Source organism: Bdellovibrio sp. ZAP7, assembly GCF_006874645.1.
Taxonomy (GTDB): Bacteria; Bdellovibrionota; Bdellovibrionia; order Bdellovibrionales; family Bdellovibrionaceae; genus Bdellovibrio.
The window spans coordinates 748,389-773,081 of the sequence record NZ_CP030082.1; the positions used below are offsets into that span (position 1 = coordinate 748,389).

The 24,693-nt window shown below is 45.0% G+C and carries 26 protein-coding genes; 11 read left to right on the forward strand and 15 right to left on the reverse strand.

The annotated features are described in order from the left end of the window. Window positions 1–73 precede the first annotated feature (73 nt). Window positions 74–682 (reverse strand): c-type cytochrome domain-containing protein, encoded by a 609-nt coding sequence (locus tag DOM22_RS20220; protein WP_142699088.1) that lies wholly within the window; start codon window positions 680–682, stop codon window positions 74–76. A 130-nt stretch (window positions 683–812) separates the two neighbouring features. Then, window positions 813–1,421, reverse strand: a complete 609-nt coding sequence (gene thpR, locus DOM22_RS03680) for an RNA 2',3'-cyclic phosphodiesterase (RefSeq protein ID WP_142699089.1) — start codon at window positions 1,419–1,421, stop codon at window positions 813–815. An 83-nt stretch (window positions 1,422–1,504) separates the two neighbouring features. On the opposite strand from thpR, the gene DOM22_RS03685 reads away from it, so the two are divergent. Further along, complete coding sequence (locus DOM22_RS03685; RefSeq protein ID WP_142699090.1) at window positions 1,505–1,810, forward strand: putative quinol monooxygenase; 306 nt, start codon at window positions 1,505–1,507, stop codon at window positions 1,808–1,810. On the opposite strand, the gene DOM22_RS03690 is transcribed toward DOM22_RS03685, so the two are convergent. After that, the gene (locus DOM22_RS03690; RefSeq protein ID WP_142699091.1) at window positions 1,807–2,799 is read right to left on the reverse strand and encodes a TerC family protein; all 993 of its coding nucleotides are present in this window, start codon (window positions 2,797–2,799) and stop codon (window positions 1,807–1,809) included. The two genes, DOM22_RS03685 and DOM22_RS03690, sit on opposite strands and share 4 nt — an antisense overlap. Window positions 2,800–2,894: 95 nt before the next feature. Here DOM22_RS03690 and DOM22_RS03695 point away from each other — a divergent pair, with 95 nt between their 5' ends. Then, window positions 2,895–3,800, forward strand: a complete 906-nt coding sequence (locus DOM22_RS03695; RefSeq protein ID WP_142699092.1) for a LysR family transcriptional regulator — start codon at window positions 2,895–2,897, stop codon at window positions 3,798–3,800. Here the strand turns inward: DOM22_RS03695 and DOM22_RS03700 are convergent, their stop codons facing one another. From DOM22_RS03700 to DOM22_RS03715, 4 genes are all read right to left on the reverse strand, one after another. Continuing rightward, the gene (locus DOM22_RS03700) at window positions 3,801–4,262 is read right to left on the reverse strand and encodes a hypothetical protein (RefSeq protein ID WP_142699093.1); all 462 of its coding nucleotides are present in this window, start codon (window positions 4,260–4,262) and stop codon (window positions 3,801–3,803) included. Beyond that, entirely contained in the window at window positions 4,250–5,710 is a 1,461-nt protein-coding gene (locus DOM22_RS03705; protein WP_142699094.1) for a hypothetical protein, read from the reverse strand. Before DOM22_RS03705 ends, DOM22_RS03700 begins: the two co-directional genes overlap by 13 nt. Window positions 5,711–5,887: 177 nt before the next feature. Beyond that, a complete protein-coding gene (locus DOM22_RS03710; RefSeq protein WP_142699095.1) occupies window positions 5,888–7,354 on the reverse strand; it encodes a class I SAM-dependent methyltransferase in 1,467 nt (488 codons plus the stop codon). Between the two features lie 184 nt (window positions 7,355–7,538). Then, on the reverse strand, window positions 7,539–8,645 hold the full coding sequence (locus DOM22_RS03715; protein WP_142699096.1) for a fatty acid desaturase: 1,107 nt from the start codon (window positions 8,643–8,645) through the stop codon (window positions 7,539–7,541). Window positions 8,646–8,886: 241 nt separating this feature from the next. Between DOM22_RS03715 and DOM22_RS03720 the strand changes: the two genes are divergently transcribed. After that, window positions 8,887–9,876 carry a hypothetical protein gene (locus DOM22_RS03720; RefSeq protein ID WP_142699097.1) on the forward strand — a complete coding sequence of 330 codons (990 nt, stop codon included), beginning with the start codon at window positions 8,887–8,889 and terminating at the stop codon, window positions 9,874–9,876. Between the two features lie 9 nt (window positions 9,877–9,885). After that, a complete protein-coding gene (gene recO / locus DOM22_RS03725) occupies window positions 9,886–10,485 on the forward strand; it encodes a DNA repair protein RecO (protein WP_142699098.1) in 600 nt (199 codons plus the stop codon). 143 nt (window positions 10,486–10,628) lie between these two features. Here the strand turns inward: recO and DOM22_RS03730 are convergent, their stop codons facing one another. Further along, the gene (locus DOM22_RS03730) at window positions 10,629–11,519 is read right to left on the reverse strand and encodes a tyrosine-type recombinase/integrase (RefSeq protein WP_142699099.1); all 891 of its coding nucleotides are present in this window, start codon (window positions 11,517–11,519) and stop codon (window positions 10,629–10,631) included. A gap of 186 nt (window positions 11,520–11,705) precedes the next feature. On the opposite strand from DOM22_RS03730, the gene DOM22_RS03735 reads away from it, so the two are divergent. Beyond that, entirely contained in the window at window positions 11,706–12,761 is a 1,056-nt protein-coding gene (locus tag DOM22_RS03735; RefSeq protein WP_142699100.1) for a sigma-54-dependent Fis family transcriptional regulator, read from the forward strand. Between the two features lie 300 nt (window positions 12,762–13,061). After that, window positions 13,062–13,697 carry a hypothetical protein gene (locus DOM22_RS03740; protein ID WP_142699101.1) on the forward strand — a complete coding sequence of 212 codons (636 nt, stop codon included), beginning with the start codon at window positions 13,062–13,064 and terminating at the stop codon, window positions 13,695–13,697. Here DOM22_RS03740 and DOM22_RS03745 read toward each other — a convergent pair whose 3' ends face one another. From DOM22_RS03745 to DOM22_RS19840, 4 genes are all read right to left on the reverse strand, one after another. Then, window positions 13,698–14,846, reverse strand: a complete 1,149-nt coding sequence (locus DOM22_RS03745) for an aminotransferase class V-fold PLP-dependent enzyme (RefSeq protein ID WP_142699102.1) — start codon at window positions 14,844–14,846, stop codon at window positions 13,698–13,700. A 67-nt stretch (window positions 14,847–14,913) separates the two neighbouring features. Beyond that, window positions 14,914–15,474: a hypothetical protein gene (locus DOM22_RS03750; RefSeq protein WP_142699103.1), complete on the reverse strand. Its 561-nt coding sequence runs from the start codon at window positions 15,472–15,474 to the stop codon at window positions 14,914–14,916. A gap of 328 nt (window positions 15,475–15,802) precedes the next feature. Beyond that, a complete protein-coding gene (locus DOM22_RS03755; RefSeq protein ID WP_142699104.1) occupies window positions 15,803–16,636 on the reverse strand; it encodes a flagellin in 834 nt (277 codons plus the stop codon). A 460-nt stretch (window positions 16,637–17,096) separates the two neighbouring features. Next, window positions 17,097–17,336, reverse strand: a complete 240-nt coding sequence (locus DOM22_RS19840) for a hypothetical protein (protein WP_168196543.1) — start codon at window positions 17,334–17,336, stop codon at window positions 17,097–17,099. A gap of 165 nt (window positions 17,337–17,501) precedes the next feature. Here DOM22_RS19840 and clpB point away from each other — a divergent pair, with 165 nt between their 5' ends. Together clpB and DOM22_RS03770 are read left to right on the forward strand one after the other, a co-directional pair. After that, the gene (gene clpB / locus DOM22_RS03765; protein ID WP_246845837.1) at window positions 17,502–20,084 is read left to right on the forward strand and encodes an ATP-dependent chaperone ClpB; all 2,583 of its coding nucleotides are present in this window, start codon (window positions 17,502–17,504) and stop codon (window positions 20,082–20,084) included. Window positions 20,085–20,158: 74 nt separating this feature from the next. Then, window positions 20,159–20,347 (forward strand): hypothetical protein, encoded by a 189-nt coding sequence (locus DOM22_RS03770; protein ID WP_142699106.1) that lies wholly within the window; start codon window positions 20,159–20,161, stop codon window positions 20,345–20,347. Between the two features lie 160 nt (window positions 20,348–20,507). Here DOM22_RS03770 and DOM22_RS03775 read toward each other — a convergent pair whose 3' ends face one another. Genes DOM22_RS03775 through DOM22_RS03785 form a run of 3 tightly spaced genes read right to left on the reverse strand, consistent with a single transcriptional unit; the run spans window position 20,508 to window position 22,228 of the window. Then, window positions 20,508–20,681 (reverse strand): DUF1328 domain-containing protein, encoded by a 174-nt coding sequence (locus DOM22_RS03775; protein WP_142699107.1) that lies wholly within the window; start codon window positions 20,679–20,681, stop codon window positions 20,508–20,510. Window positions 20,682–20,737: 56 nt separating this feature from the next. Further along, window positions 20,738–21,709: a sigma-54-dependent Fis family transcriptional regulator gene (locus DOM22_RS03780; RefSeq protein WP_142699108.1), complete on the reverse strand. Its 972-nt coding sequence runs from the start codon at window positions 21,707–21,709 to the stop codon at window positions 20,738–20,740. A 12-nt stretch (window positions 21,710–21,721) separates the two neighbouring features. Next, complete coding sequence (locus DOM22_RS03785; RefSeq protein ID WP_142699109.1) at window positions 21,722–22,228, reverse strand: hypothetical protein; 507 nt, start codon at window positions 22,226–22,228, stop codon at window positions 21,722–21,724. Window positions 22,229–22,370: 142 nt separating this feature from the next. On the opposite strand from DOM22_RS03785, the gene DOM22_RS03790 reads away from it, so the two are divergent. From DOM22_RS03790 to ribH, 3 genes are read left to right on the forward strand one after another with little or no spacing between them, the layout of a single operon-like run. Continuing rightward, a complete protein-coding gene (locus DOM22_RS03790; RefSeq protein WP_142699110.1) occupies window positions 22,371–22,970 on the forward strand; it encodes a riboflavin synthase in 600 nt (199 codons plus the stop codon). 4 nt (window positions 22,971–22,974) lie between these two features. Beyond that, window positions 22,975–24,105 (forward strand): 3,4-dihydroxy-2-butanone-4-phosphate synthase, encoded by a 1,131-nt coding sequence (ribB, locus tag DOM22_RS03795; RefSeq protein WP_142699111.1) that lies wholly within the window; start codon window positions 22,975–22,977, stop codon window positions 24,103–24,105. Further along, window positions 24,105–24,674: a 6,7-dimethyl-8-ribityllumazine synthase gene (gene ribH, locus DOM22_RS03800; RefSeq protein ID WP_142699112.1), complete on the forward strand. Its 570-nt coding sequence runs from the start codon at window positions 24,105–24,107 to the stop codon at window positions 24,672–24,674. Before ribB ends, ribH begins: the two co-directional genes overlap by 1 nt. The last annotated feature ends 19 nt before the right edge of the window (window positions 24,675–24,693 follow it).

Here is a 24,693-nt window from a genome sequence, read left to right on the forward strand (position 1 = left end):
TTCTATCCATTGTAGAATTGTATTTTCTTGATCCGAGTTTAAGCGTTGGCTTGAGCTCGGAGGCATTTGTCCGCTATGAGTGATAGAGTACAACTTGCTTGCGGCTGGATTTTTTAAATTTACCGCCTTCATCACATTCGCATAACTGTCGAATCGATACCCCCCCACCCCCGTGCGAACTGGAATGACAACCGACGCATTTGGGATTCAAAATATCCTGTTGTATAGAAGTATAACTTGCCACCGGCGGCGCGGGATTTGTTGGACTCGGTGTGGGTGTGGGTGTTGGGACTGGCGCCGTGTGAACAGAGATAGACACAATCCACTGTTCGACGGTGGATTGTTGTGCTGGGGTCAAGGGGTGAGATGGTGGCATAGAGCCACTTGAGATCTCATTGTACAACAGAGATTGTGCCGGAGAGCCAGGGACAATAAGACCGGCACTAATCATATGATTGATATCCTGCAGCCCATAGACGCCCGCGGACCCTGAGTTTTGTCCATGGCAAGAAGCACAGTTCTGATTCAAAATTTCTAAAGCATTATTTGCAGGAGGAGAATCGATACTCTGCGAACTGTTTGAGGATGACGAATTATTTGAAGTGGGAGCTCCAAGCATTTCAAGTGGGGCGCAGGCACTCAGGCAGACAACGCAAAGATATAGACAAAGGATTAGCTTCATCGATCCTCCTAGGAATAGGTTGAATCATATCAAGATGCGTGGAGTTTTCCTTAACAAATGTTAATTATTGTTCTTTAGTCCTAGAGATCGCAGTCCTACTGCTAGTTTACTCGGATTTCAGATTTTGAAACTATTCTTCAGTGGCGATGGAATTTTCGTCTTGGTCTTTGCCAATTAAAGTCGCGCGAAACACGGGTTTGTATACCGGAAAAGCTCCCGCAAGTTTTGATTCATACAAAACAATTTCGGAGACGTGAATTTTCCCAAAGCTCTTACGCTTGAACGGTGAAATCATATCTTTGACACTTTTCGGATTGCGCAGGCGCGCGATCGTCAGGTGAGGCGTGAAATCGCGTTTATCAATAAACCTCAGCAGATTTCTTTCTTTCAAGATCTCATCCAAGCGATCTTTAAACTCACCCAGAGCTTTTTTGTTCTGAACGCCTAACCATAATGTGCGCGCATCGTGCTCCGAGGAAAACGCACTGATGTCGTCGACTTTTAAATCGAAGGGTTTTGTCTGTTCACAGGCATCCTGCAGGGCCTGACTCAAAGCCGGGATGCTGTCTTCCGGCGTTTCCCCCAGAAAAGTTACAGTGACGTGAAAGTTTTCAGGCGGAACCCATTTGATCACTAGTTCTTTTTGATCCGCATTGATTTTCAATTTTTTGTAGGTCGGCAAGAAAGTTGTCGAAAGTGGATTCGTCGCGTTCAAAGCAAAGAACAGGCGTTTATTCATGCTTTCATTTTAGCAGATATTTCGGGTTCACCAAGACGTATTATTCAAACTCCTGATAAACTAACAAAACGGGGAGATAAGCCATGATTGTGATGACTTCCAAGATACAAGTGAAAGCTGAACGAGAAAGAGAGTTCGTTGGTCTGGCTGCGATCGTTGTCAATCCTGCGCGAGCTGACAAAGGCTGTATGAGCTATGAGTTCTTTGAAGATCCGCTCGAGCCTGGTGTATTTATGATCATTGAAACCTGGAGAAGCTGGGAAGATCTGAATGCGCACTTGGAAAAGGACTATACCAAGGAATTCTTTGCCAAGCTCCCCCAGTTTGCAGTCATTCCACCCACCATCACGACGTATGAATCGCGTGGTGGGCAGCCGATGACTCTTTAAGAGGGATTCGTATCGTTTTTCTTTTTTGCGGGGATCAGAAGTGAAAGCACCATAGATCCTCCGATAAAGAACGCAATTAGGCCTAGGGAAACACCAATTGGGAAGTGGCCGTTAAACATTTTATTCAACCAAGTCATTTTCAAGCCCACGAAAATTAAAGTCAGCGCCAGGCCATACTTTAACAAGTGGAACTTATCAACTACACCTGCCAAAAGGAAGTACAGGGAACGCAGACCCAGGATCGCAAAAATATTCGAAGTGAACACGATCAATGGTTCTTTCGTAACCGCAAAAATCGCGGGCACGCTATCCACGGCAAAGATCACGTCTGTGAACTCCATAAAGACCAAGGCTACGAACAATGGTGTGGCGAAGTGCACACCATTTTGTTTTACGAAGAAATGGTCTCCATGCATTTTATCAGTCACACGGATATGCTTGCGCATGAACTTAATCAACCAGTTGTGGGAGGGATCAATGGAGTGTTCGCTTTGGAACATCATCTTGAAACCAGTGATGATTAAGAACACGCCAAAGATCAGCACCACAGCTTGGTACTGCATCAATACGGAGCCTAAAGCGATAAAAATCGCACGGAAGATCAAAGCACCGATGATACCAAAGAATAAAACCCGATGTTGAAATTGAGCGGGGATTGCAAAGAAACCAAAAACCACAACAAAGACAAAGATATTATCCACCGAGAGTGATTTTTCGATCACATACCCGGTTAGAAACTCGAGTCCGACCTGATTGGCGATAGCTTGGTCGCCGAATTTGTATAATGTGTAGCCGTAAAGTATCCCATTGAAGATCATCGCAAGCGAGATCCACGCAATCGACCACAGAGTCGCCTCTTTAAAGCCCACAGTATGGGATTTTTTATGAAAGACCCCTAAATCCAGGGCCAGCATTCCTACGACGAACCCCAAAAATGCGAGGTAAAACCACCAATAATCTGCAAAGGGGAATAATAACGTTTGATCCAAAAAGCCTCCGATAAATATTACTCTATAGGACTTTCATTCTTCTGAAAAATCGATAAACTTTAATAAGTTATTCGCTTTAAACAAAGAGGTCCTAAATGGCGGTCAAAACCACTCAGAACTTTCAATGGCTTAACTATCACCACCTGCATTATTTCTACACGATTGCGCAGGAAGGAAGTATCGCTAAGGCCGCAGAGAAACTTAATATCGGGCAGCCCACTCTTAGTACTCAATTGAAACAGTTGGAAGAGTCTTTAGGGAAGCCTCTTTTTGAAAGAAGCAAACAACGCCTGCATTTGACAGAAGCGGGACGTATTGCTTTCGAATACGCTCAGCAAGTTTTCAATTTGGGATCAGAAATGGTCGAAGTACTGCAAGATCGTCTGCAAAACAATCGCATGCATGTTCAAATCGGGGCCCTTGATAGCGTGCCAAAGGACATTACACATAAAGTGATCATGCAGGCCTATAAAGCGGGTAACTGTAACATTTCAGTGGTGGAAGGCTCGGGTGATCAGTTGCTAAGAGAACTTGAAAATCATCACGTCGATTTGCTGCTTTCAAACTATGCTCCATCTGTGGACTTCCAATCAGTTTACGCTAAATCCATCGCGAAACTTCCGGTGGTGGTTTGTGCCTCTGAAAAATTCAAACATCTGAAAAAGAATTTTCCGCAAAGCCTGGAAGGGCAGCCCTTCGTGATTCCTACGGTCCACAGTAAGCTTCGTCGAGAGATCGATCATTATTTTCAAGTGAATGGAATCAAAGTAGATCAAGTCGCCGAGATTCAAGATACCAGCTTACAGACGCTGTTGGGTTCAGAGGGGGTGGGGTTGATTCCCGTCGCGGATGCGGTGGCGAAAAAGCTTACAAAAGAAGGCAAGCTGATCGTTTTAGGCACTATGAAAGGCGTCTATGAGGAAATTTGGCTGATGGCTGCCAATCGGAAGATTGAAAATCCAATTGCAGCCCAGGTGATGAAGGAATTTTCATTAAGCTAACTATTCGCAGATAGCTTTTAAAATTCTGAATGCAGTATATTCGTGAGTTGATAATTTGCTTTGCAGAGTGAATTTCAATTGATTCCAGGATTGGGATTCAACTTCTTCCACATTCTCAACGCCCGCATCTTCAAGCAAGCCATTCAAAGCCTTTTTACATTCTGCCGGCGTGGACTTTTTAATCGTTGCGCGATCCAAGGCCACAACCAGATCCACTAAATCCGATGATTCTGCATCATAAGATTTGTTGGTTTCAGACATTGCTCCGATCTGATCTGCTCGAGACAGAACCAGAGATTTAAATTCCGCAGCTAAAGCCATTTGTTGGCGTTTATCAGAGGAGTTTTCAATCGATGTCATAGACTTCTCTACCAAGTTCAAAGAATAAGAATCCTGCAAAGCCCAAGACAACGACGGCAATAGTAATAGGGATGTAAGAACAGTCGCAATTAGTTTAAGCATGAGCCCCCCGCAGCACCTTCCTCAACAAGGTCGATTTTGTGTTGGATTTTCGCGTAATAGTTAGCAGTTTCTTTGATACGAGCTTTTGAACCGGCATTTCCTTTGTTTGGATAGGAAGCTGCATATTGCTTCAGTTCCGCCAGGAAAGTGTCTGCGTTCGTAACTTTCTTTTTCGCATATTTAGTCGTTAACAATTTCGTCAGCGGTGTTTTCAGACCCGCGAAACCTGTATTGTGGGACCAAATCATAGTCGCACGTTTCACTTTTGCAAGATCATTCGATGACAAAGCGAACTTCGTTTTGATTTTTGCATCATTAAATACATTGTCGTCGAAATAGTCCTTAGCTTCTTTCAAAGCTGCATATGTATAGATCATGTTTGTGACCGGGTTGCCTTCTTTAATAGAAACGCGATCGCAAGTTGCATTGGTCTTCATCAGGTTTTTCTCGCCCAGGAATTCTGCCGCAAGCTTTTGGCAACGGACATCAGAGTGATTTGCCAGGTAAGATTCTGTTTCAGAAATCACTTTGTTAACTGCATTGATTGCTGGAGAAGTGAACTGACCAATGCCGCCAGCACCTGTTTTGCTGGTGATGTTGATGTGGAAGCCAGATTCAACGGTGATCATACCAAAGACTTCGCGGATATTCTGTTTTTGGGCGACAGCAGATTCACCTTCGCCGATGTAAGCTTTCATACATTGGGACACAACTTCAAAGCTGTTGTTCACCAGAGTGAAATATCTTTCGCTCACACATGGACGGGCAGGGGCATTTTTCGCAACACCCGATTCACATGTTTTATAGTTTACAACCGGTCCGGACTGAGAGCTTTGCAAAAACATCGCGGTTTCAATACAAACCGGACGGATCATTGGTTTTTTGTTCATATCACTGCGGATTAGAGTGCCAATATAGGATTTACTTTTCTCTTTGGCTTCCAGATCTTTTTCCAAATAGTTATCTTTAGCGGAACACTCGTTATATTTCAGTTCAGCGACTTGGCCGGCAAGGGAGCAGTTTGTGCAATTTGCATTTGAATTGTTATCGCCATTACCTACAGCAAGTAATTCGCCAATTTTATTCATTTTATCAACTTTTTTAACGGCATTTTCGGAGATGGATTTTTCAGCGTCTTTCGATACCGTTGCCTTTTGCACGGGAAGCGTCGTTTTTAAATTGGCTTTTGGAGTTGTAGATTTACTGCGCACAACGATTGGCAATGGATGAATTTTCTCAACATAGTCATCTGATTTAGCGGCAGATTTCGCAGTTGTCTTTGCGGCTGGTTTTGCTGCTGATTTAGGAGCTGCCTTAACCACAGTCTTTTTCGGCGCCGAAGAGGCCATATCGTGCATCTCAAATAAAGCTGTATCCGAGGTCGTCAACATCATGGCACCGCACGTGGCGATCAAGCTGAATTTCAATAGATTAGCAGACCAGTTCATAGGCATGATTCTCCTCACCTTTTTGGAGGAGCAAGATGGCTGCCAGAACCCGGTGTGTATTTTCAGTAACTTATGCTCTAAAGATGCGTCTCACTTTGAGACTCGAAGGGAAGGTGACGTAAAGTGTTCTGTCATCGACAGAATCAGAACACCTGACGTTCGCAACGCGATTATTTTTTACTTTTGAATAACGATGAAAAGGTTCACACCAAGAGGCTCTTTTTCCACCCACATTTTGCTGCCCAGTCCGTTAAATACGCGCATCAAATCTGCCTCGGTACGATAGATCAAATGCCAATCCAAAAAGAGCTCCAGGAAAGGACCGTATTTATAGTTATCAGCACAGAAGTTTCCGATGATGATTTTTCCACCGGGTTTCACGGCGTCTAACATGCGCTCCGCTGTACGGCGAGCGATAGGCTCGGTGAAATAGTCAAAAAGACCTGCAGTATAAATCATGTCATAGTCTTTTTCCGGAAATCCCTGAGCGATGATATTTCGAATCGCCAAGTTGCTAAACCGGAAATTAAAGCCAGACTGAACCTTGCGCTCAATGGTATTTAATTGACGATGAGCATGTTTCAGGGATTCTTCATCCTGGTCCACGCATACGAACTCTGCATTACGTCCCACAAAAGGTGCTGCATTTTGTAAAAAGATTTGCTGTTCTTTCGCAGGTCCGCTGGCGATGGACATCAATTTCAAATTCTGATCTGGTTTGGTCGCTTGAAAAAGCTCTTTGATTTTCTTAGCCAAGTACTCACCACGATTACGAACCGCTGTACCTGAGGCGTCTTCGACAAAGTATTTATGAATACATTGATCGTAAAGTGTTTTGCCCACCACTTCATCGCGATAAAGCTGATTCATCATCTCATAGTCACCAGCATAGCCGCGGGGCTTGTGATAAGCACGGTGAGCAAACGGAGCACCCCATAGAAAAGGTCCCATTTGCTCGCGAGCAAAGGTCATCGCCCATTTTAGTTCAAACTGGTTCATACCCGTTAAAAGAGTCGGGATAAGCGGGTAGGACGGGCTTAATGCGGCATTCATATATTTCGCGAATGATTCAGCCACGGCCTTACGGAATTCCAGTTCTTTGTGAAAGTCGTTCAGTGGCTTTTGTTCTTCGATGCGATCGATCTTGGGTTTTAATGTGGCCAAGAAATCGCGAAGCTCATAGACAAAGACTTTGAAAGCCACCGGCAATTGCGCGACACCACGGGCATAGGCGCTTTGTTCTTCCATAGCGATATGAGCCGCCTCATGGGCCTTTATAAGCTCGATATTCAACGGTTCGTTCATGATGTCCAGACCGATAATGATCTCGCCATTTTTACCATCTGCCAGACGCTCTGATTGGGCCCAACGAACATGCATTTTTTGAAGAGGAATTTCTTTGAATAGGACATCACACTCGGTAGTAATGTTGGCTTTGAAGTATTGTTGAACCTGAGGCAGCTCTTCAGGTGTAACCATTACCGAGCAGCCAAAGATACTGACGTCGTGAACAGGGGCTTTATAACCGCCAAAAGATAAAAAGCACGAGTGAGGTGTAACAGCACTGCGATCCTGTCTGATCGAACGCATCTGCGCCTTTTTCTCTACGCTAAAACCTTCTTGTTTTAATGCTTTTTCGCCCATGAATGTTCCTCCTCGAAATAACAATAATTTCTTATCGGGAGGATTTTTCGGATGTTAAATAAAAATCCGATTAGTTCGACTCTAGCTTGCACAGTCTGGACATAAATCTATGCATGTTTTGTAGGAGGGAATAAAAAAAGCCCGCTCAAGAGCGGGCTTTTATAAGATTTGTAATCAAGATTTCTTAAATAGATCTAAGGTGCAGCTTCCACAACTTCATTCCCATTTGGAATTCCAGGTGAGCTACTTCCAATTCGCGTTTCAATTCCGCCAGCTTGTGATCGTAAGCCTCTTTCAATTCTTCACGTTTGCGAACAGCATCGGCTTTGAATTGCTCATAGTCTTCACGAAGCTTTTTGATTTTCGCTTGGGCTTCGATGATTTTTTCTTTCATCGCTACCAATTGCTCATCGGCGAAACCAACCTTTTTAAGTTCAGTCGCCTCTGCTTGCAAGCGGGCTTTCAAAATCTCAACATTTGAAATCTGACGAAGTTTGTAAGCTAGGCCCATGTAGTTCAAAGTGTTGATAACCCATTTAGTCGGATCCCAGTGATACCATTTGATACCGTTGCGGTAGTCGATTTGGAATTTATGGTGGAAGTTATGGTAACCTTCACCATGAGTCAGAACCGCTACGAACCATGAGTCACGTGCAGAGATCTCTTTGGAATAAGTTTGTTTGCCCAATGTATGGCACAACGAATTCACAAAGAAGGTTGATTGCTGAGTAAGGAAAATTCTTAGGCCACCAGCGATAACCAAGCCGCCCAACCAAGAACCCATAGCCGCACCAATCAAAGTGGGAACGACAAAGCCCGTAACGATCGCTACATAGCCATAGTATTTGTGTTGGAAATTGACCATCCAATCTTTTTCAAGATCCGGAGCTTGAATTTTTTGGTCTACGGAGTCCTTAAAGAACATCCAGCCCATGTGTGCGTACCAGAAGCCTTCGTTGATGTTGTAAGGATCTTTTTCGCCGTCGATATGCGTATGGTGACGACGGTGATCAGAAGACCATTTCAATGCAGATCCTTGGAATGCAGAGGCACCAATTAGCAAAAAGATAGCCTTAGCCACTGGATGTGCATCATAGCTTTTGTGTGAAAATAAACGGTGATAACCAGCAGTAATGCTTAAATTTGTAGCAGCTGCGAAAATAAGCGCAAAAAGTGCGATTCCCCATTCAAAGCCGTGCATATAGAAGTAAATCGGCATGAGGATGAACGTGATCAGCGGGTTTAGCGTAAGGAAAAGCGCCACTGGCCATTCAATTCTTTTCTTTGTCATTTGTACCTCTCACTAAAAATCTAACAGACGGGCAATCTTTTCGATACATAATTCACCCCAGCGCCAATAAGTGTCGCGTCCTGAAGCACCTTTAGGACTGGGTTGGAGCGGCTTGTTAAACTTGTACTCTGCTACGTTCGACGTCAGGTGGAGATGAAAGATAATTATTTTTCGTAAACAACGTGGGAAACCGGACTTTTATCCCAAAGTCATTTGGCAAAATAGATGTTAGCGTCATGATATGTACATCGATGTTGTCCGACCGGAAACCTGGGATGAGCTCAATGACTCGTTAAAAACGCAAATGGGATTGCCAGATCCGTTGCGGGCTCGTGCCTATAAAGGCTTGGCTCATGCCGTGTTCGAGATTACTCAAGGCAGTGCTCAATTCCTAGCGCATAAAAAAGCGATCGGTTTCATCAAAGGTCAAACACCAGCTTTTGAAAATCTGCTGCCGTACTACTATAAAGAAACTTATGAAGTAAACATCCTCTCCCATCTGCAATTGCAGGACGTGAAAACGTGGGCGGACGGCTTAAAAAAAGAAACTAATTTCGTGGTCTTTGCAGAGGATCATCCCGTAACCGGGGAGACTTATCCCTTCGTAGATGAGCTCGATAAAATTCTGAACGAAAAACGTATCTATTCTTTCCGTATTTCCCATTTCAAACATTTTCACGAAAAGACAGAGACGTTGCGCCCTTACTCGGTTCGTCTTTGTTCTTACACTGGAAACCTATCGCTTGCAATTTTGGGTGAGAGATTCCGCTGCCCACCGATGATGGTTCAAAACATGGACTGGAATCTCGCGGATGTTTTGCAGGAAGCGCTTTTGGCAAGTGAGGGACGAAAATTAAATCCGACTTTGATTGGCTCGTTTGAAGGATCTTTCCAAGACATCGCCAAGCCGTACTTTAACTCGGAGCAGGCACGCCTGTATGATCGTGCGGTCCTTATCTTTAAAAATACCAGTGCTGAAGCATTGGCGGAAAAGGTCTTTGCCAAACTGGGAATTTCGGTTGAAGAAGGCTGGTTGCAATTAGATAGCACCAATATGTGTCACTGGTCGGGCGTAAAAATGTTCTCGCATTGGTGGGAGCCATCTCCCTCCAATGAAATGCTGCGAGGTTTGCTGATCTTTAGCCCCTTAATTCTGGAGAATCCTCAATTTGCGACTTTCCTTCGCGAAAGTTATCAAGAACTGCTTGAAGAGCAGACTTGGACGGTCTAAACATGGGAAATGTCCCTGCTCAAAGATAAATTCATTATTTTGCGTAAAATGAAGTACGGCGAGTCCGACTTGATTTTGCACGCAATTTCTCCGCAAGGAGAGAAGTTATCTTTTATTGCTCGTGGCGCTTTAAAAAGTAAAAAGCGTTTCGGCGGTGGGATTCTTGAACCCACGCACTTTGTATCCTTTACTTACAAAGAGAGTTCGGAAGAGGGAAAGCTGCACACCTTGCAGGAAGCTTCCTTGATCAATGATTTCCCCGGCATTCGCCAAGACTACGATCATCTGGAATTTGCTCTGCATGTTTTAGACTGTGTGGGTAAGGTTTCGCAGGAAGGGGATAAACATTCCGACTTTTTGTTCAATCTTCTAGGTCACACCTTAAAGTCTATTGAAATCGCCCAAGACGTTTTAGTTTTAAAGATGCATTTCTATCTGCGTTTCTTGCTACAGCAAGGTGTGATTCAACCAGAACCCTGGATGGCGCCATTCTTGCGCACGAACCTCGCGGACTCAAATACCCTGATCAGTCACCGCCAAGTCGTCGACGAAGAATTAAACAACGTCGAAAATATGGTGAGACACTATATAGCCCACGCCGTGATCTAACGGCTGGTGAAAAAGGCCCATCTGCTGCGTTGTCGTTCGCTGTCCTCGCTCCAGCGTACATTGAGTACGCCTGCGCTGCGGGAGCTCCTCCGCCTTGCATATGGACCTTTTTGACCAGCCTCGGTTCAGTGGTTCGCGATTAATTATTTGCCTTTACCGAGAGGGTGAAGGGCTTCCATTGTTCTTGCGAGTTGGTCGATTCCTAAGTGCGTGTACTTTTCTGTTGCTTGCAGGCTTTCGTGACCGAGCATTTCCTGGAGAGTGCGCAGGTTCGCTCCGCTGGATAGTAGGTGAGTGGCGAAGCTGTGTCTTAAAGCGTGGGGGTGCAGTGGTTTTAAAAGTCCTGCGCGTTGGCCGCTTTGGCGAACCATTTCGTAAGCTGTTCTTTGTACCAGCGGCTCTTCACCGAAAACATAATCGTTGAAGCCTGATTCCTTTTTCCATTTCTGCAAGGCCTGAACCGTCATGCTTGGCAAAGCAACCACGCGTTCTTTATTGCCTTTACCCATCACGCGCAAAGTTTTCTGCGAAAGCTGAACTGAGTCCCAACGTAAATTGCAGGCTTCGCTGATCCGCAAACCTCCACCATAAAGCAGCAGGAACAAGACCTTTTCCCGCAAGGAAACTTGGTGTTTTCCATCGAAGGAATGAAGGACGGCCAACGCCTCATCTACACTGAGGAAATGGGGAAGTTTCCGTGGGACTTTGGGACAGGTGACCTGTAAGGAGAGATCTCTCTCTAACAGGCTCTCAATCACATAGGCCCAATGGAAGAAGCTCTTCAAAGTCGCAGCTTTCCGGTTCCTGGAAGCCAGAGAAAGGGGGGCCCAGCGGTTGAAAGCGGCCCTCACCGCAGCCATCAATTCGGCCTCAGTATATGAGTTTTTATTTGATTGTGAGGATTTGTCTAATTCGAACGCCTGCTGCAAATCGAGAGTGTAGTGCTTAATTGTAAGGGGGGACGCTGACTTAATAAAAGTCATGTATTTCAGGTATTTATCTATGTTTTGAGAGAGCTGAAAAGCCTTGCTCATAAGCACCCTAAAGTATCGGCTCCGGGCATGGGGGATAAAAAAATTCTAACGCCATGCATTTTTTTTATTGAAAAAGGTACAGGACTAAGGTTATAACTCAATGCGTCGGAAGCGTCTCACACTGAGTCATTCAAAGTGAGACAGCGACCAAAACTCTTATGAAGAACGTTACCGAAAGGTGGAGCCATGAACGATAACAATTCTACGATCCTGCCCTCTTCTCAGAATGCTAACCAAGTTATGTGGAATACAAACACAACTTCCAAAGTGATGGAAAACAAGACCATTGTCTACACTTCCGAAGTTATGGGCAACCTGATGAAAATGATCGACCGCGTAGCTCCATCAGGTGCAAACATCCTGGTTCTTGGTGAATCAGGGACAGGTAAAGAGTTGATCGCTCGCTCTATCCATGATCGCTCAAGCCGCAAAAACAAACCTTTCGTTGCTATCAACTGCGGTGCTCTTCGTGAAACATTGCTTGAGTCTGAATTGTTCGGTCACGAAAAAGGTTCTTTCACTGGCGCTTACAACCGTAAAATCGGTTTGGCTGAAGCTGCTAACGGCGGAACATTGTTCCTGGACGAAATCGGTGAATTGGATCCAGCTATCCAAGCTAAACTTTTGCGCTTCATCCAAGAAGGCGAAATGTTCCGCGTAGGTGGCAAAGACCCTATCAAAGTAGATATCCGTTTGATCTGTGCTACGAACCGTGAGTTAGACCAAGAAGTTGTTCGCGGTAATTTCCGTGAAGACTTGTTCTATCGTATCAATACGATCGTAGTAAGTGCTCCACCACTTCGTCGTCGTAAGGAAGATATCCCTTCATTGGTAAATCACTTCCTTAACAACTCTCAACACGCATACTTGAACCGTGGTCGTACGGTTTCTGACGATGCGATGAAAATTTTGATGAAGTACGAGTGGCCAGGTAACATCCGTGAACTTCAAAACGTATGTGAGCGCCTTCAGATCTTGTCTGATGGTCACATGATCATGTTGAACGATCTTCCAGAGAACATCAGAAACCCTGAGACTCAAAAAGACGTGATCGAATACGATCCAAACATGACTTTGCACGATCTTGAAAAACGTTACATCTTGAAGGCTCTTCAGCACTTCGGTGGTAACAAAACTCAAGCGGCTAACAACTTGGGTATCACGATCAAGACTCTTTATAACAAACTTCACGAGTACGGCGAGTTCGAAAAATTCGCAGTTCACACGAAGCCAGCTAAGTAGTCTTCTTACGCTCCGGCCCTGTCGGAGCGACTTTTCGAAAATTGAATAACGTTCTTAAGCCCTGTGGGGGTTCCTCTCTCTTCCCCTCACAGGGCTTTTTTTTGCTCCGATCGATCGGGCCCTCTATCGTGGAAATTCTTGAAGGGACTGCGCATATTGGCGCGGCGGGGATTGTCTCTGTTTAATACGTTTACACCTGGGCCTGTGTTTATTTCAATTAGAGGGTGGTCTGGATCGTGCTTTGATAGTTGGTGTTGAAAAACTAACTTTTGCCCATCAGTGGGCGTACGAGGCGGAATTATGAAATCATTTAAAGTTTTTATCGCAACAGCAGTAGTCACTTTGAGTGCTTCAGTAGGCTTAGCGACTATGTCTCAAAGACCTGATCAAGTTAATGTGTGTGTTCAATCCCTGGTGAACTTCCGTTTGAATCAGGTTGATCAATCACAAGCTTATATCTCTTGTAACTCAGGCACTCGTGAAGATGGTGCAGCCTTCGCAACTTGTATGGCGAACATGAACTACGTTGGTTTGCCAATGGGTATTGCTCAAGCTCAAAGCCCAAAATCAATCACGGCGACAGAAGTTTGTGCGAGCAGAAGATCTGCTCAACAAGAAACAGATTTCTTAAACTGCGTTTATGATGCGAAAAAATCGATGTCTGCTGAAGAATCAGCTCGTCGTTGTGCTCTAGTTGTTCCAGGTATCTACAAACCGCAAAGTCAGTTCACGAATGGCGATATCTTCGTTCCAATGAGTGAAGAAGCTGCTCGTCAACAAGCGATCCAAGAGCTTACAGCCCGCGAAAACGGTACTTACACGAGCGGTCGTCAAGAATACCGCCGTCAAGCACCAGCCCCAGTTCACCAATACCAACCTTCTGCACAAACAGAGGATACTTCGAGCTCAATGTCTGATCTTCCAGAAGTTGAGTAGTTAGATTTTCCCGACCGCCGCTTTAATGTCGGCGGCATCGTGATAAAGCCCAAAACCGAATCTTAAACGTGAGCCCCGGGAGTCCGTATAAAGACCCCGGGTTTTCATTTTTTTAACCAGGTCGGAAGTCGCTTCTGTCGACGGTAGGTCGAAAGTTAAAAAGTGGCCGTGGTTTTTCAAATCAGAAACCAGCAAGCTTCCGCGATTCACCAAGGGGTGATTCGCCTTTTCCAGTTCTTCTAAAAATAACTGCTGATTTTGTTGAACGATCTGATGAATCTTTGTAACCGTCAGGCCTTCGTCTTTGAACTTCTCCAAAGTCGCAATCAAACGATACAACGCTGTAAAGTCCATGGTGCTTCCTGCATATTGAAGGGCATCCACCGGATAACCGACTTCATCGCCAATAGCCGAAAGTTTCGAAAGCTCCGCAAACCATCCTGTGTACATCGGACGGTGGCGGGTCGCTGGTGGAACATAAAGGAAACAACAGCCTTCGCCACCTTGAGCATATTTATACGATCCACCCAAATAGAAAGCTTTGTCCTGGATCGGTTTCAAATTCAAAGGAACCGCCATAAAGGAATGATAGCCATCAATGATGAAAGGGCATTCTGATGGGGCATCTTTCACCAGGCGTTCAACATCACAAACAAGACCGGAGTTAAAGAACACATGACTGACAAAAATTAGATTCCAGTCAGCAGCTTCCATAGCTTGTTCAAAGCGCTCGTGGAAAGAGTCAAAGGGTTGCGTCGGTACTTTCACAACTTCAAATTGAGGAAGTTCGGATAGTCGGTTGATTTGACGATCAAAAGAATAAAACTCCGAATCTGTCGTTAGCACGCGAATTTTATTTCCCCAATCCAGGGAGCTTAACAGACGGAATACAAACTCATGGGTATTCGGCGCAAAGACGATTTGCTCAGGGTCGGAAAGATTCAAAACTTCTGCAATCAGCTTTTGTCCCTGAGGTACCTTCACTGAAAAAATGTGCTCCCATTTTCCATCGACATATTTGGTCGTATCGTCCCAGTATTGCAGTTGGGCATCACGTGTGACATCCGGCCAGTAATGATGACTGTGGCAGGCAAAGTGAAGTTGGGCAGGGTTCGCTTTCAGAAATCTTTGATACAGATGTTTGTACATGAGGCGATGATAATAAAAAAGGGAGTCGTTGACTCCCTTTTTTTAATCGCACTATGCAATTTTAAGATTAGAAGTAACCTTCGTCGTCGCCTTCTTCATCTTCATCGTCTTCGTCGTCTTCATCATCAGACTTTTCTTGCAGATCGTCCTCAGATTCTTCGTCTTCCAGGTCTTCGAAAGAGTCGTCAGAAGATTCACCTTCTTCAGATTCTTCGTCGTTCCATTCGTCATCAGAAGATACAGATTCTTCTTCGATATCAACAATTGCATCCATTTCAGTTTCGTCGTCGAAATCAGAAGCGATTTCTACTGGCGCTACTGTTGCTTTTACTTCTTTTTCAGCTTTAGGTGCTTTTGAAGCTTTCGGAGCAGCGGCTTTTTTAGGAGCTGCTTTTTTCGCTGCAGGTTTTTTAGCGGCTTTTTTAGGAGCGGCCTTCTTTGCAGCAGCTTTTTTAGGAGCAGCCTTTTTAGCTGGCTTAGCGGCTTTCTTAGTTACTTTTTTAGCGGCTTTTTTAGGAGCTGCTTTTTTCGCAGGTTTCGCAGCTTTTTTAACTGCTTTTTTTGCTGGCTTTGCAGCCTTTTTAGTTACTTTTTTTGCAGGTTTTGCTTTTGCTTTTTTCTTTGCCATGGCGTTGCTCCCTCGAGGTAGTCGTATGTAAAAATCCAATGCCCTCATAGACTAACGAGGTTTGGCAGGTGAGGCAATTCAAAATAGAATTTCAACATTTAGTCTGGCTCAGAGGGGAAACGCCTTTCATTACGGAAATAAAAGGGCGAACAAAAGTTTTTACTCAAGGGACCCACCTCATTGAAGTCATCAGCGGTAGAACCGGGTGGGGGTGAGATGGTAAGGACATCTAAGTGTTTGATTTTAATGCGTAAAATAAAAAACCCGGCAAGTTTCCTTACCGGGTTTAAGTTCTTTAAGTAACTTCGTTCAGTCCGTTGAGCCGAAATTAACCGATTAGTTTCAAAGCCAATTGGTTAGTTTGGTTCGCTTGAGCCAAAGTTGAAGTACCAGCTTGCAACAAGATGTTGTTACGAGTCATCTCTGAAGAAGCTTGAGCAACGTCTGTGTCACGGATACGTGAGTTAGCTGCAGACATGTTCTCAACTGTTACACCCAAGTTGTCTACTGTTGAAGTCAAACGATTTTGAAGGGCACCCAAGTTAGCGCGTGTACCGTTCACTGAAGTTTGAGCGTCATCAAGTTTGTTCAAAGACTCTTGAGCACCTTCTTTAGAAGAGAAGTCGATACCAGCAAGACCCAAAGAATCCAAAGTAGCTACGTTTTCTTGCGCTTTGAAGGAGATACGATCTTCTTCAGAGTTATTATGGATACCTACTTGGAAATCGAAGCTTGGTGAAGAACCATCCAACAATTTCGTAGTACCCCAAGTTGTAACGTTAGCGATACGTTGCATTTCGTCTTTAAGCTGAACAACCTCTTTGTTCAACATGCCACGCTCTTTGTCACCGATAGTGTCAGAAGAAGCCTGGATACCTAGCTCACGTAGACGTACGATGATGTTACCGATTTCATTCAAGCCACCCTCAGCAGTTTGAACCATAGAGATACCATCGTTCGCATTGCGCTGAGCTTGGTTAGCAGAGCGGATCTGAGCTTTGAAGCTTTCAGAAATCGCCAAACCTGCAGCATCGTCAGCAGCTTTATTGATACGTGAACCAGAAGCCAATTTCGCCATTGAATCGTTGATAGTTCTTTGTGAACCAACCAAGTTTCTTTGAGCGTTAATAGCAGCCATGTTTGTTGTTACTCTCATTCCCATTTTAAATTCCTCCGTTAATATTTGTTTTTCATATACATAACCTTCCTTGATTGTTGTTTTGGGATTGCAGAACCTACTCTGCTTTCCCGGCACTGACATCCGAGTCTGTGCTTTAGCCTTTTAGCCTTTGGGACCATGCTGTGCTTTATGTTCATTCAGGTTTCTCAACCTCTTGTTCCAGCGCACAGCTTTGAACAATCTGTTGTTCATTATTATTTCATCCTTGAAGGCCCTCCTTTCGGTATTAGCAAGAGAGTGACCTTCTCTCTTGACTCCTTCTGAGTGAATCTTTGATGTGATTAAGATCGGGATTTGTAGGGTTGCCTTGACAGGACGAGAGGCGGGTTTTGTCTTTTTTAAACAATACTAGTCAAAGGCCGGATCCTGGATTCCAGACGTAGGATTGTCCTGAATCACTAAGATACAATACTTTCAGAGGGAAAACGGGCGGTGTCCTCGACTAAGATAATGTCAAAGTTTCCATTGCGACGATGGTTAGAGAAAGATTCGCGATAATAATTTTTTTTAATTCAAAAAGTGAACTAAACGATTTCAATAAAACGGCAGAAAGCCATGTTTCCTGCCAATTCATACTGGTGATTTTGAACGGCTTTAAGATGGTGGCGGGTGTCGTACCCAATGGTACAAGTTTTTTCGCCATCAAAATGGGTGCAGTCTTCGCACGAAAAGCGGGTGTCATACTTCATAAAGTCGCTAGGATTCACTCTGTCCTTATGCATCGAGGGACGGATGCGGGGCTGAGATTTTCCCTTTCCTTTAGGATTAACAATACCTGGCATTTTATCGATTCCTTAGAGTTGACAATGGCGAAATAGACCTCATCCTTTAAGCAGATGGAGGTGCTATGAGCAACGATATTGAAAAAATGACGCGAAAAAGCCAAGAGGCAATGCAGGCTGCTGCAAAGCTGGCTGAACGCAAGTCAAACCCATCTGTTGAGCCAGAACATCTTTTGTTAGAGCTGGTACAGCAAAGTGAGGGAATTATCCCTCGTCTTCTAGACAAACTAAATGTCGCTCAAGCGGACTTCTTGAGTGAACTTCGTAAAAAAGTCGATCGCTTTCCGACTGTCACGGGTGGCGGGCAAAAACAATTTGCCAGTCCACGCCTGGAGAAAATTTTCCGCGGGGCGGAGATTGAGGCCGACGAGTGGGGCGATGCCTATATTTCAACTGAACACTTCTTTTTAGCGATGCTAAAAGGAACTGATGGAGAGTTGAATGCATTCTTTAAAAAGTTCAACCTGAACCCAGATAAAGTTAAAAATTCTTTAAGAGAAATGCGTGGCAATCAAAAAGTCACTGATGACGATCCAGAAAACAAGTACGAGGTTTTGACCAAGTACGCACGTGATCTGACGGCTTTAGCCGCCGAAGGTAAACTAGACCCTGTGGTCGGTCGGGATGAAGAGATTCGTCGCGTGGTGCAGGTGTTGTCGCGTCGTACAAAAAATAATCCTGTTTTGATCGGGGAACCCGGTGTGGGTAAAACCGCAATCGCCGAGGGTTTGGCGATTCGTATCTTGAAGCACGACGTGCCGGATAATTTGATTGGTAAAAAATTGATGTCCTTGGATATGGGGGCTTTGATCGCAGGTGCAAAATACCGCGGTGAATTTGAAGATCGTTTGAAAGCGGTCATCAAAGAAGTCACGTCCAGCGAAGGTCAGATTATTCTATTCATCGACGAACTTCATACACTTGTTGGTGCTGGGAAGACAGATGGGGCAATGGATGCTGGTCAATTGTTAAAACCAGCTTTGGCCCGTGGCGAACTTCGCTGTATCGGTGCCACCACGTTGGATGAGTATCGCAAGTACATCGAAAAGGATGCGGCCCTTGAGCGTCGTTTCCAGACGGTCATGGTCGAAGAACCTAGTGAAGAAGATGCGATCACGATCCTTCGTGGCTTGAAAGAAAAATACGAAGTGCATCACGGGATTCGTATCACTGATTCGGCCTTGGTTTCGGCGGTGAAACTTTCTCGTCGTTATATCACCAATCGTTTCTTGCCCGACAAGGCGATCGACTTGATCGACGAAGCGGCAAGTAAGTTGGGTATCGAGACTCGCTCTGTCCCTGAAGAAGTGGATAAAATTGAGCGCGAGTTAATGCAGCTGCGAATTGAAAAAGAAGCTTTGAAAAAAGAAAAAGAAGAAGGTGCGAAGGAACGCATCACTGTGATCGATAAAGAGATCGCAGGTCTAAGTGCCAAGAACCAGCTTTTGCGCGAGCAATGGGAATTTGAAAAGGGTGGTATCACTCAGATCAAAAAACTCAAGGCGGATATTGAAGACCTCAAGGTCGCAATTTCCAAAGCCGAGCGTGAAGGCGATTTGGGCAAAGCCGCAGAGCTAAAATACGGAAAACTTCCAGAGACCGAGAACAAACTTAAAGCCATGGAAGAACGTAGCAAAGAGCAAAACGGCAATGAAAACCGCATGCTGAAAGAAGAAGTGGGGCCTGAAGACGTGGCAGAAGTTGTCGCGAAATGGACGGGTGTTCCAGTTAGCAAAATGCTTGAAAGTGAAAGCCAAAAACTTTTGCACATGGAAGATGAGCTTAAAAAACGCGTTGTCGGTCAGGACCATGCATTAACGGTAGTGGCAGATGCCATTCGCAGAGCACGTGCAGAGATCTCCGATCCAAATCGACCTATTGGAACATTCATGTTCTTGGGGCCAACGGGGGTGGGTAAAACTGAAACCGTTAAGGCCTTGGCTGAATTCATGTTCGATGATGAGCAAGCAGTTGTTCGTATCGACATGAGTGAATACATGGAAAAACACGCCGTGTCTCGTTTGGTGGGAGCGCCTCCGGGATATGTGGGCTACGAAGAGGGTGGTCAATTGACTGAGGCCGTTCGTCGCAGACCTTACAGCGTCGTTTTGTTGGACGAAGTCGAGAAGGCTCATCCGGATGTGTTCAATATCCTGTTGCAGGTTTTGGACGACGGTCGATTGACAGATGGTCAAGGTCGCACGGTGGATTTTAAAAACACAGTTTTGATCATGACTTCGAATGTGGGTTCGCAATCGATTTTAGATCCAAAAATGAACGACGATGCAAAACAGAAAGCGGTGACAGAAGCCTTGCGCGAACATTTCCGCCCAGAGTTTTTGAATCGTATTGATGAAGTTGTGATCTATCATTCTTTGGGTCAGGATCAAATTGCCGGCATTGTGCAGGTGCAGTTGGATCTGGTTGCGCAAAGATTGAAAGGCAAAAAGATCGGTATCTCATTCAGCAAAGAAGCTGTGGAGTTCCTGGCTCGCAAAGGCTACGACCCAATTTATGGGGCTCGTCCTTTGAAGCGCGTGATCCAAACAGAGTTGTTAAATCCACTCTCGAAACAGATCATCAGTGGCGGTGTAAAAGCAGGTGACACAGTTGAAGTGAAAGCGGATTCCAATCATTTGACATTCTAAAAGTTGGCACGACTTTGGCTAACTCCTCGGATAGGCAGGCAATGATGCTTGCCTATCTTTACAGGAGTACCAACATGGGTAACAACAATATGAATAAGTCGTCTTCAAATTCTTCTTCTACGGACCGTTCAGGCAACAGATCTGAAGATCAAAGAAGAGAGTCTTCAAATTCTTCAAACCGCAACGAAAGCGGCTCTAACAAAGATTCTCAAAGAGGCTCCCAATCTTCTACTGACAGAAACTCTTCTTCAGGCAGAAGATAATCTGAAAAAATAGTGACCTGATAGTTTAATGTCAAGATGGGCTTCTAGAATGGAAGCCCTTCTTTTTTTGCAAAAAGGGCCTTCAAGAAAAGTTGGGAGGAGTCAAACTGCCCCGGGGAAACTTTCCCTAGTTACGGGGCAAATTGACTCGTAGGAATTCTTACCTTGGTCCTCTTCGGCCAATCATATTGACGAAGAAGCTGATAACAGCCAGTACTAAGAACACGATCAACAGCAGTCTTCCGACTTCCATTGATATTCCCGCCACGCCATTAGCGCCTAAAACAAACGCTACGATGGCTAAAATAAAAAATGCGATTGCAGCCCGTAACATGCAGACCTCCTCAGTGGTGTTACTGATATTTGGTTAAGCAAAGCGGATGCCAACTATCACAAAGTGGGGTGTCGTTTCCCAAGTTTGCGATACAGAGTCTTGCGATCGATGCCTAAATCGCGGGCGGTCTTTTCTTTTGCGCCATTGTTAAGGGACAAGGCGTATTCGATATAAAGCTGATTCATATCGTCGATGGTTAGGATCTTGGAAGGACATTCATTTACTTTATCTCGTAAAAAACTAATCGTGTTCTGCTTTTGTTGAGTGAAGGTGCTGGCTTGCGGATGCAAATCCTCGACTTCGATATGTGAATTCAGAGCTAAAACCACGGCGCGTTCGATGCGGTTTTCCAGTTCCCGCACATTTCCCTGCCACGACTCCTGCAGTAAAAATTCATTCGCAGCGGGGGTCAATCCTAATATATTCTTAGCATTGATAGTTGAAAACTTTCTTAGAAAATGTGTGGCAAGGGGCAAAATATCTTCGCGTCGTTCCCGCAGCGAAGGGACATTGATGCTGATCACGTTTAAACGAAAGAAAAGATCTTCGCGGAACTTTTTAGTTTGTACGGCCCGGTTCAGATTTTCATGAGTCGCTGCAATCACACGAATGTTGATGGGCCGAAGTGTGTTCTCTCCCAGACGTTTAATTTTGCGTTCCTGCAAAACTCGCAAGAGCTTCGCTTGCAAACTGATATCTAAGTCGGCAATCTCGTCTAGAAACAGAGTGCCGCCTTCGGCTTCTTCCAGTAATCCCGCCTTGCTGTTATGTGCACCCGTGAAGGCTCCGCGAGCATAACCGAAAAGTTCTGATTCTAATAAATTGTCAGGGATGGCTGCGCAATTCAGCGCGACGAAGCTTCGCGAGTTTCGTGGGCTTTGGGAGTGAATAAATTTGGCAATGACTTCTTTGCCGGTGCCACTTTCGCCTGTGATCAGAACATTGGAGCAACTTTCAGCAACTTTGCGAGCTAACGACAAGGCAGAAATAAAAGCGGGACTTTCTGCTATGATGTCTCCGCTTTCCATTCTGGTTTCTCCCTATAAATTGCCTCCGCCTGAAAGAACAATAAAGTATTGAACTTCCTCGTCGGGCATTTTGAATCCATATTTGTCTCGGCGGGTATCATAGTACTTCGTGACTTGGGCGCCGCCACCAATTCGTATTGGACCAATGGCAAAAATCAAACCGGCTTTTCCGAAATAACCACTGGCATCTTCGTTGGCAAATCGCAAACCGGGACCGGCAAAGACCTCAACACCAAATTTTGGAGAAGAGTAAAAACCCGTTCCAAAAATCGCTGCCGTGTCCAAACCGTAAGTAGTGTTAATGCTAGAGCCGAATTGAGTGAAAATGGAATTGCGCCAGTTCAGCCAATCTTTCAAATACCAATTGAGCCCCAGATCGATTTCCGTATAGCTGTTTCCATTATATGTTCCGATACCACCGCTGAGGTCATAGGACAGATTTTGACTAGAGGTTTGCCCCAGGGCTGAGTTCGAAAAAAGGCCGCCAAGAATCAATAAAACACCAATTAGTTTTTTCATAATTTCATCTTCTGAATCCGACTCAGCCAGGTCAATGAATTTAGGGAAGGTTCGGGCTTTCAACACAGTGAAAATAGGGTGGCTTTCCTTGCCAATCTCCCTGTGAAAGTGTAGTTTCCAGCCCATTCAAGCAGAGGCCCTTATGTTTTCTGGAATCGTCGAATCCGTTATGCCAATTGAAAGCTCGGAAGAGCTTCAAAATGCCTATCGCATTAAAATTAAAAAACCTTCTGAATTCAATGATTTAAAGCTCGGGGATAGCATCGCTTGTGATGGTGTTTGCCTGACCGTGGAAGCCTTTGATGAGAAGCAAATGACTTTCGCTCTGGCAGCGGAAACCATCAAGGTCCTTGATTGGAACCCAAGCAGTTGGATCGGCAAAAAGGTCAATTTAGAGAGATCTTTGCGATTTGGTGACCGAATTCATGGTCATTTGGTGACGGGCCACGTTGATAGTTTGGGCTCCGTGACAAGATCCGAGCTGATCGGCGAATCCTTCTTTTTGGACGTAAAGGTTCAGGACACAATCCTGCCTTATGTTTGGAAAAAGGGGAGCATCACGCTAAACGGCGTAAGTCTTACGGTTAACGAGCTTGATAAAAACACAGTCTCTGTCTGCCTGATTCCGGAAACCCTCAAACGCACAAACTTGGGCGAAATGAAGGTTGGCAGCAAAATCAATGTGGAGCCGGATTATATGGCGCGCGCGATTCAACGTTCTTTGGAAGTAAAAAAGGATTAACTCGATGGCATTCAATACGATCCCAGAAATTCTTGATGATGTAAGAGCGGGTAAAGTCGTTATCCTGGTGGACGACGAAGACCGTGAAAATGAAGGTGATCTGATTCTTGCGACAGATCACGTGAATGCGCAGGCGATCAACTTTATGATCTCTGAAGCTCGTGGTCTGGTTTGTCTGTGCATGACTCCTCAACAAATGGATCGCTTGCAACTGCCTTTAATGGTTCGTGACGAGTACAACTATGCTCCGAATAAAACAGCCTTCACAGTTTCCATCGAAGCCGCTGAAGGAATCTCTACAGGTATCTCTGCCGCAGATCGTGCTCACACGTGTAAAGTGGCAGCAAATCCTCACGCAAAACCGGCTGACGTTCACATGCCAGGTCATATCTTCCCCATCCGTGCGCAACACGGTGGTGTATTAAAACGTGCAGGACATACAGAAGCTTCTGTGGATCTGGCTCGTTTGGCAGGCTTGAATCCAGCAGCGGTTATTTGCGAAGTGATGAATCCAGATGGTTCCATGGCGCGCGTTCCGGATTTGAAAGAATTCGCAAAAAAGCACGGAATCAAAATCGGTACGATCGTGGACTTGATCGCTTACCGTTTGGCAAATGAAACTTTGGTCGAAGAGTTGGCGAACATTCCTTTGCCAGCTTCTTTCGGTGAAGGTTACAAAGCCCGTGTATTCCGTTCCACAGTGGACGGACTTGAACACTTGGTGATCCAAAAAGGTGAAATCAAAAAAGACGAAGCTGCATTGATCCGTGTTCACGTGGACAATTTCACTCGTGATTTCATGGCTGTTGTGCAAAGAGGCGCTTCGTCAGTTGTCGAAAGTCTAAAAATGATTGAAGATGCTGGTCACGGTGCTTTCGTTCTTCTGCGCGGGAACAACCGTACGCAAGGTTTGACTCAAGAACTTCAAGCTTTGATGGGTATGGAAGATCTGCGTCCATCGACTCCGTTGATGGACGAGCGTGACTACGGTATCGGCGCGCAAATTTTGCGCGAGATCGGTGCGAATAAAATTCGCCTGATCACTAACAAACCGGAAAAGAAAGTCGGTTTGAAAGCATTTGATTTGGAAATCGTTGAAATTGTGGCAATTGAAAATTTAAAAGGGGCTCACTAATGGCAAGCATCAAAGTTGGCGTTGTAACTGCACGCTGGAATTCTGAAATCACTCAAAAACTTGAAGAGGGAGCAATCTCTTATCTTGAGTCTTGTGAGGGAGTTGAAATTTACGCGGCCTTGGTTCCAGGCGCAGTTGAAGTACCTCTTGCTTGCCAAGCTTTCTTGGATGCAGGTTGTGACGGTGTGGTTGCTTTGGGTGCTGTTATTCGTGGGGAAACTTCTCACTATGATTATGTCTGCAACTCCGTAACTGACGGTATCACTCGCTTGATGCTTGATTATAAAAAACCAATCGGTTTCGGTATTTTGACAACTGAAAACGAAGAGCAAGCGATTGCTCGCACAGGCAGCGCTGAACACATGAACAAGGGTGAAGAAGCAGCTCAAGTTGTTATGGAAATGATCGGTTTGGTGGGGGAAATCCCAGCGACGATGAAAACTGCTAAGATGTTGGCGGCTCAACCGGCTCCAAAAGCTGCAGCAAAGGGAAAAGCTCCAAAGGCAGCTAAAGCAGCAAAGAAAGCTCCGGCTAAAGCAAAAAAAGCCGCGAAAAAAGCTAAAAAGTAATTTAGCATTATAAGCCTAA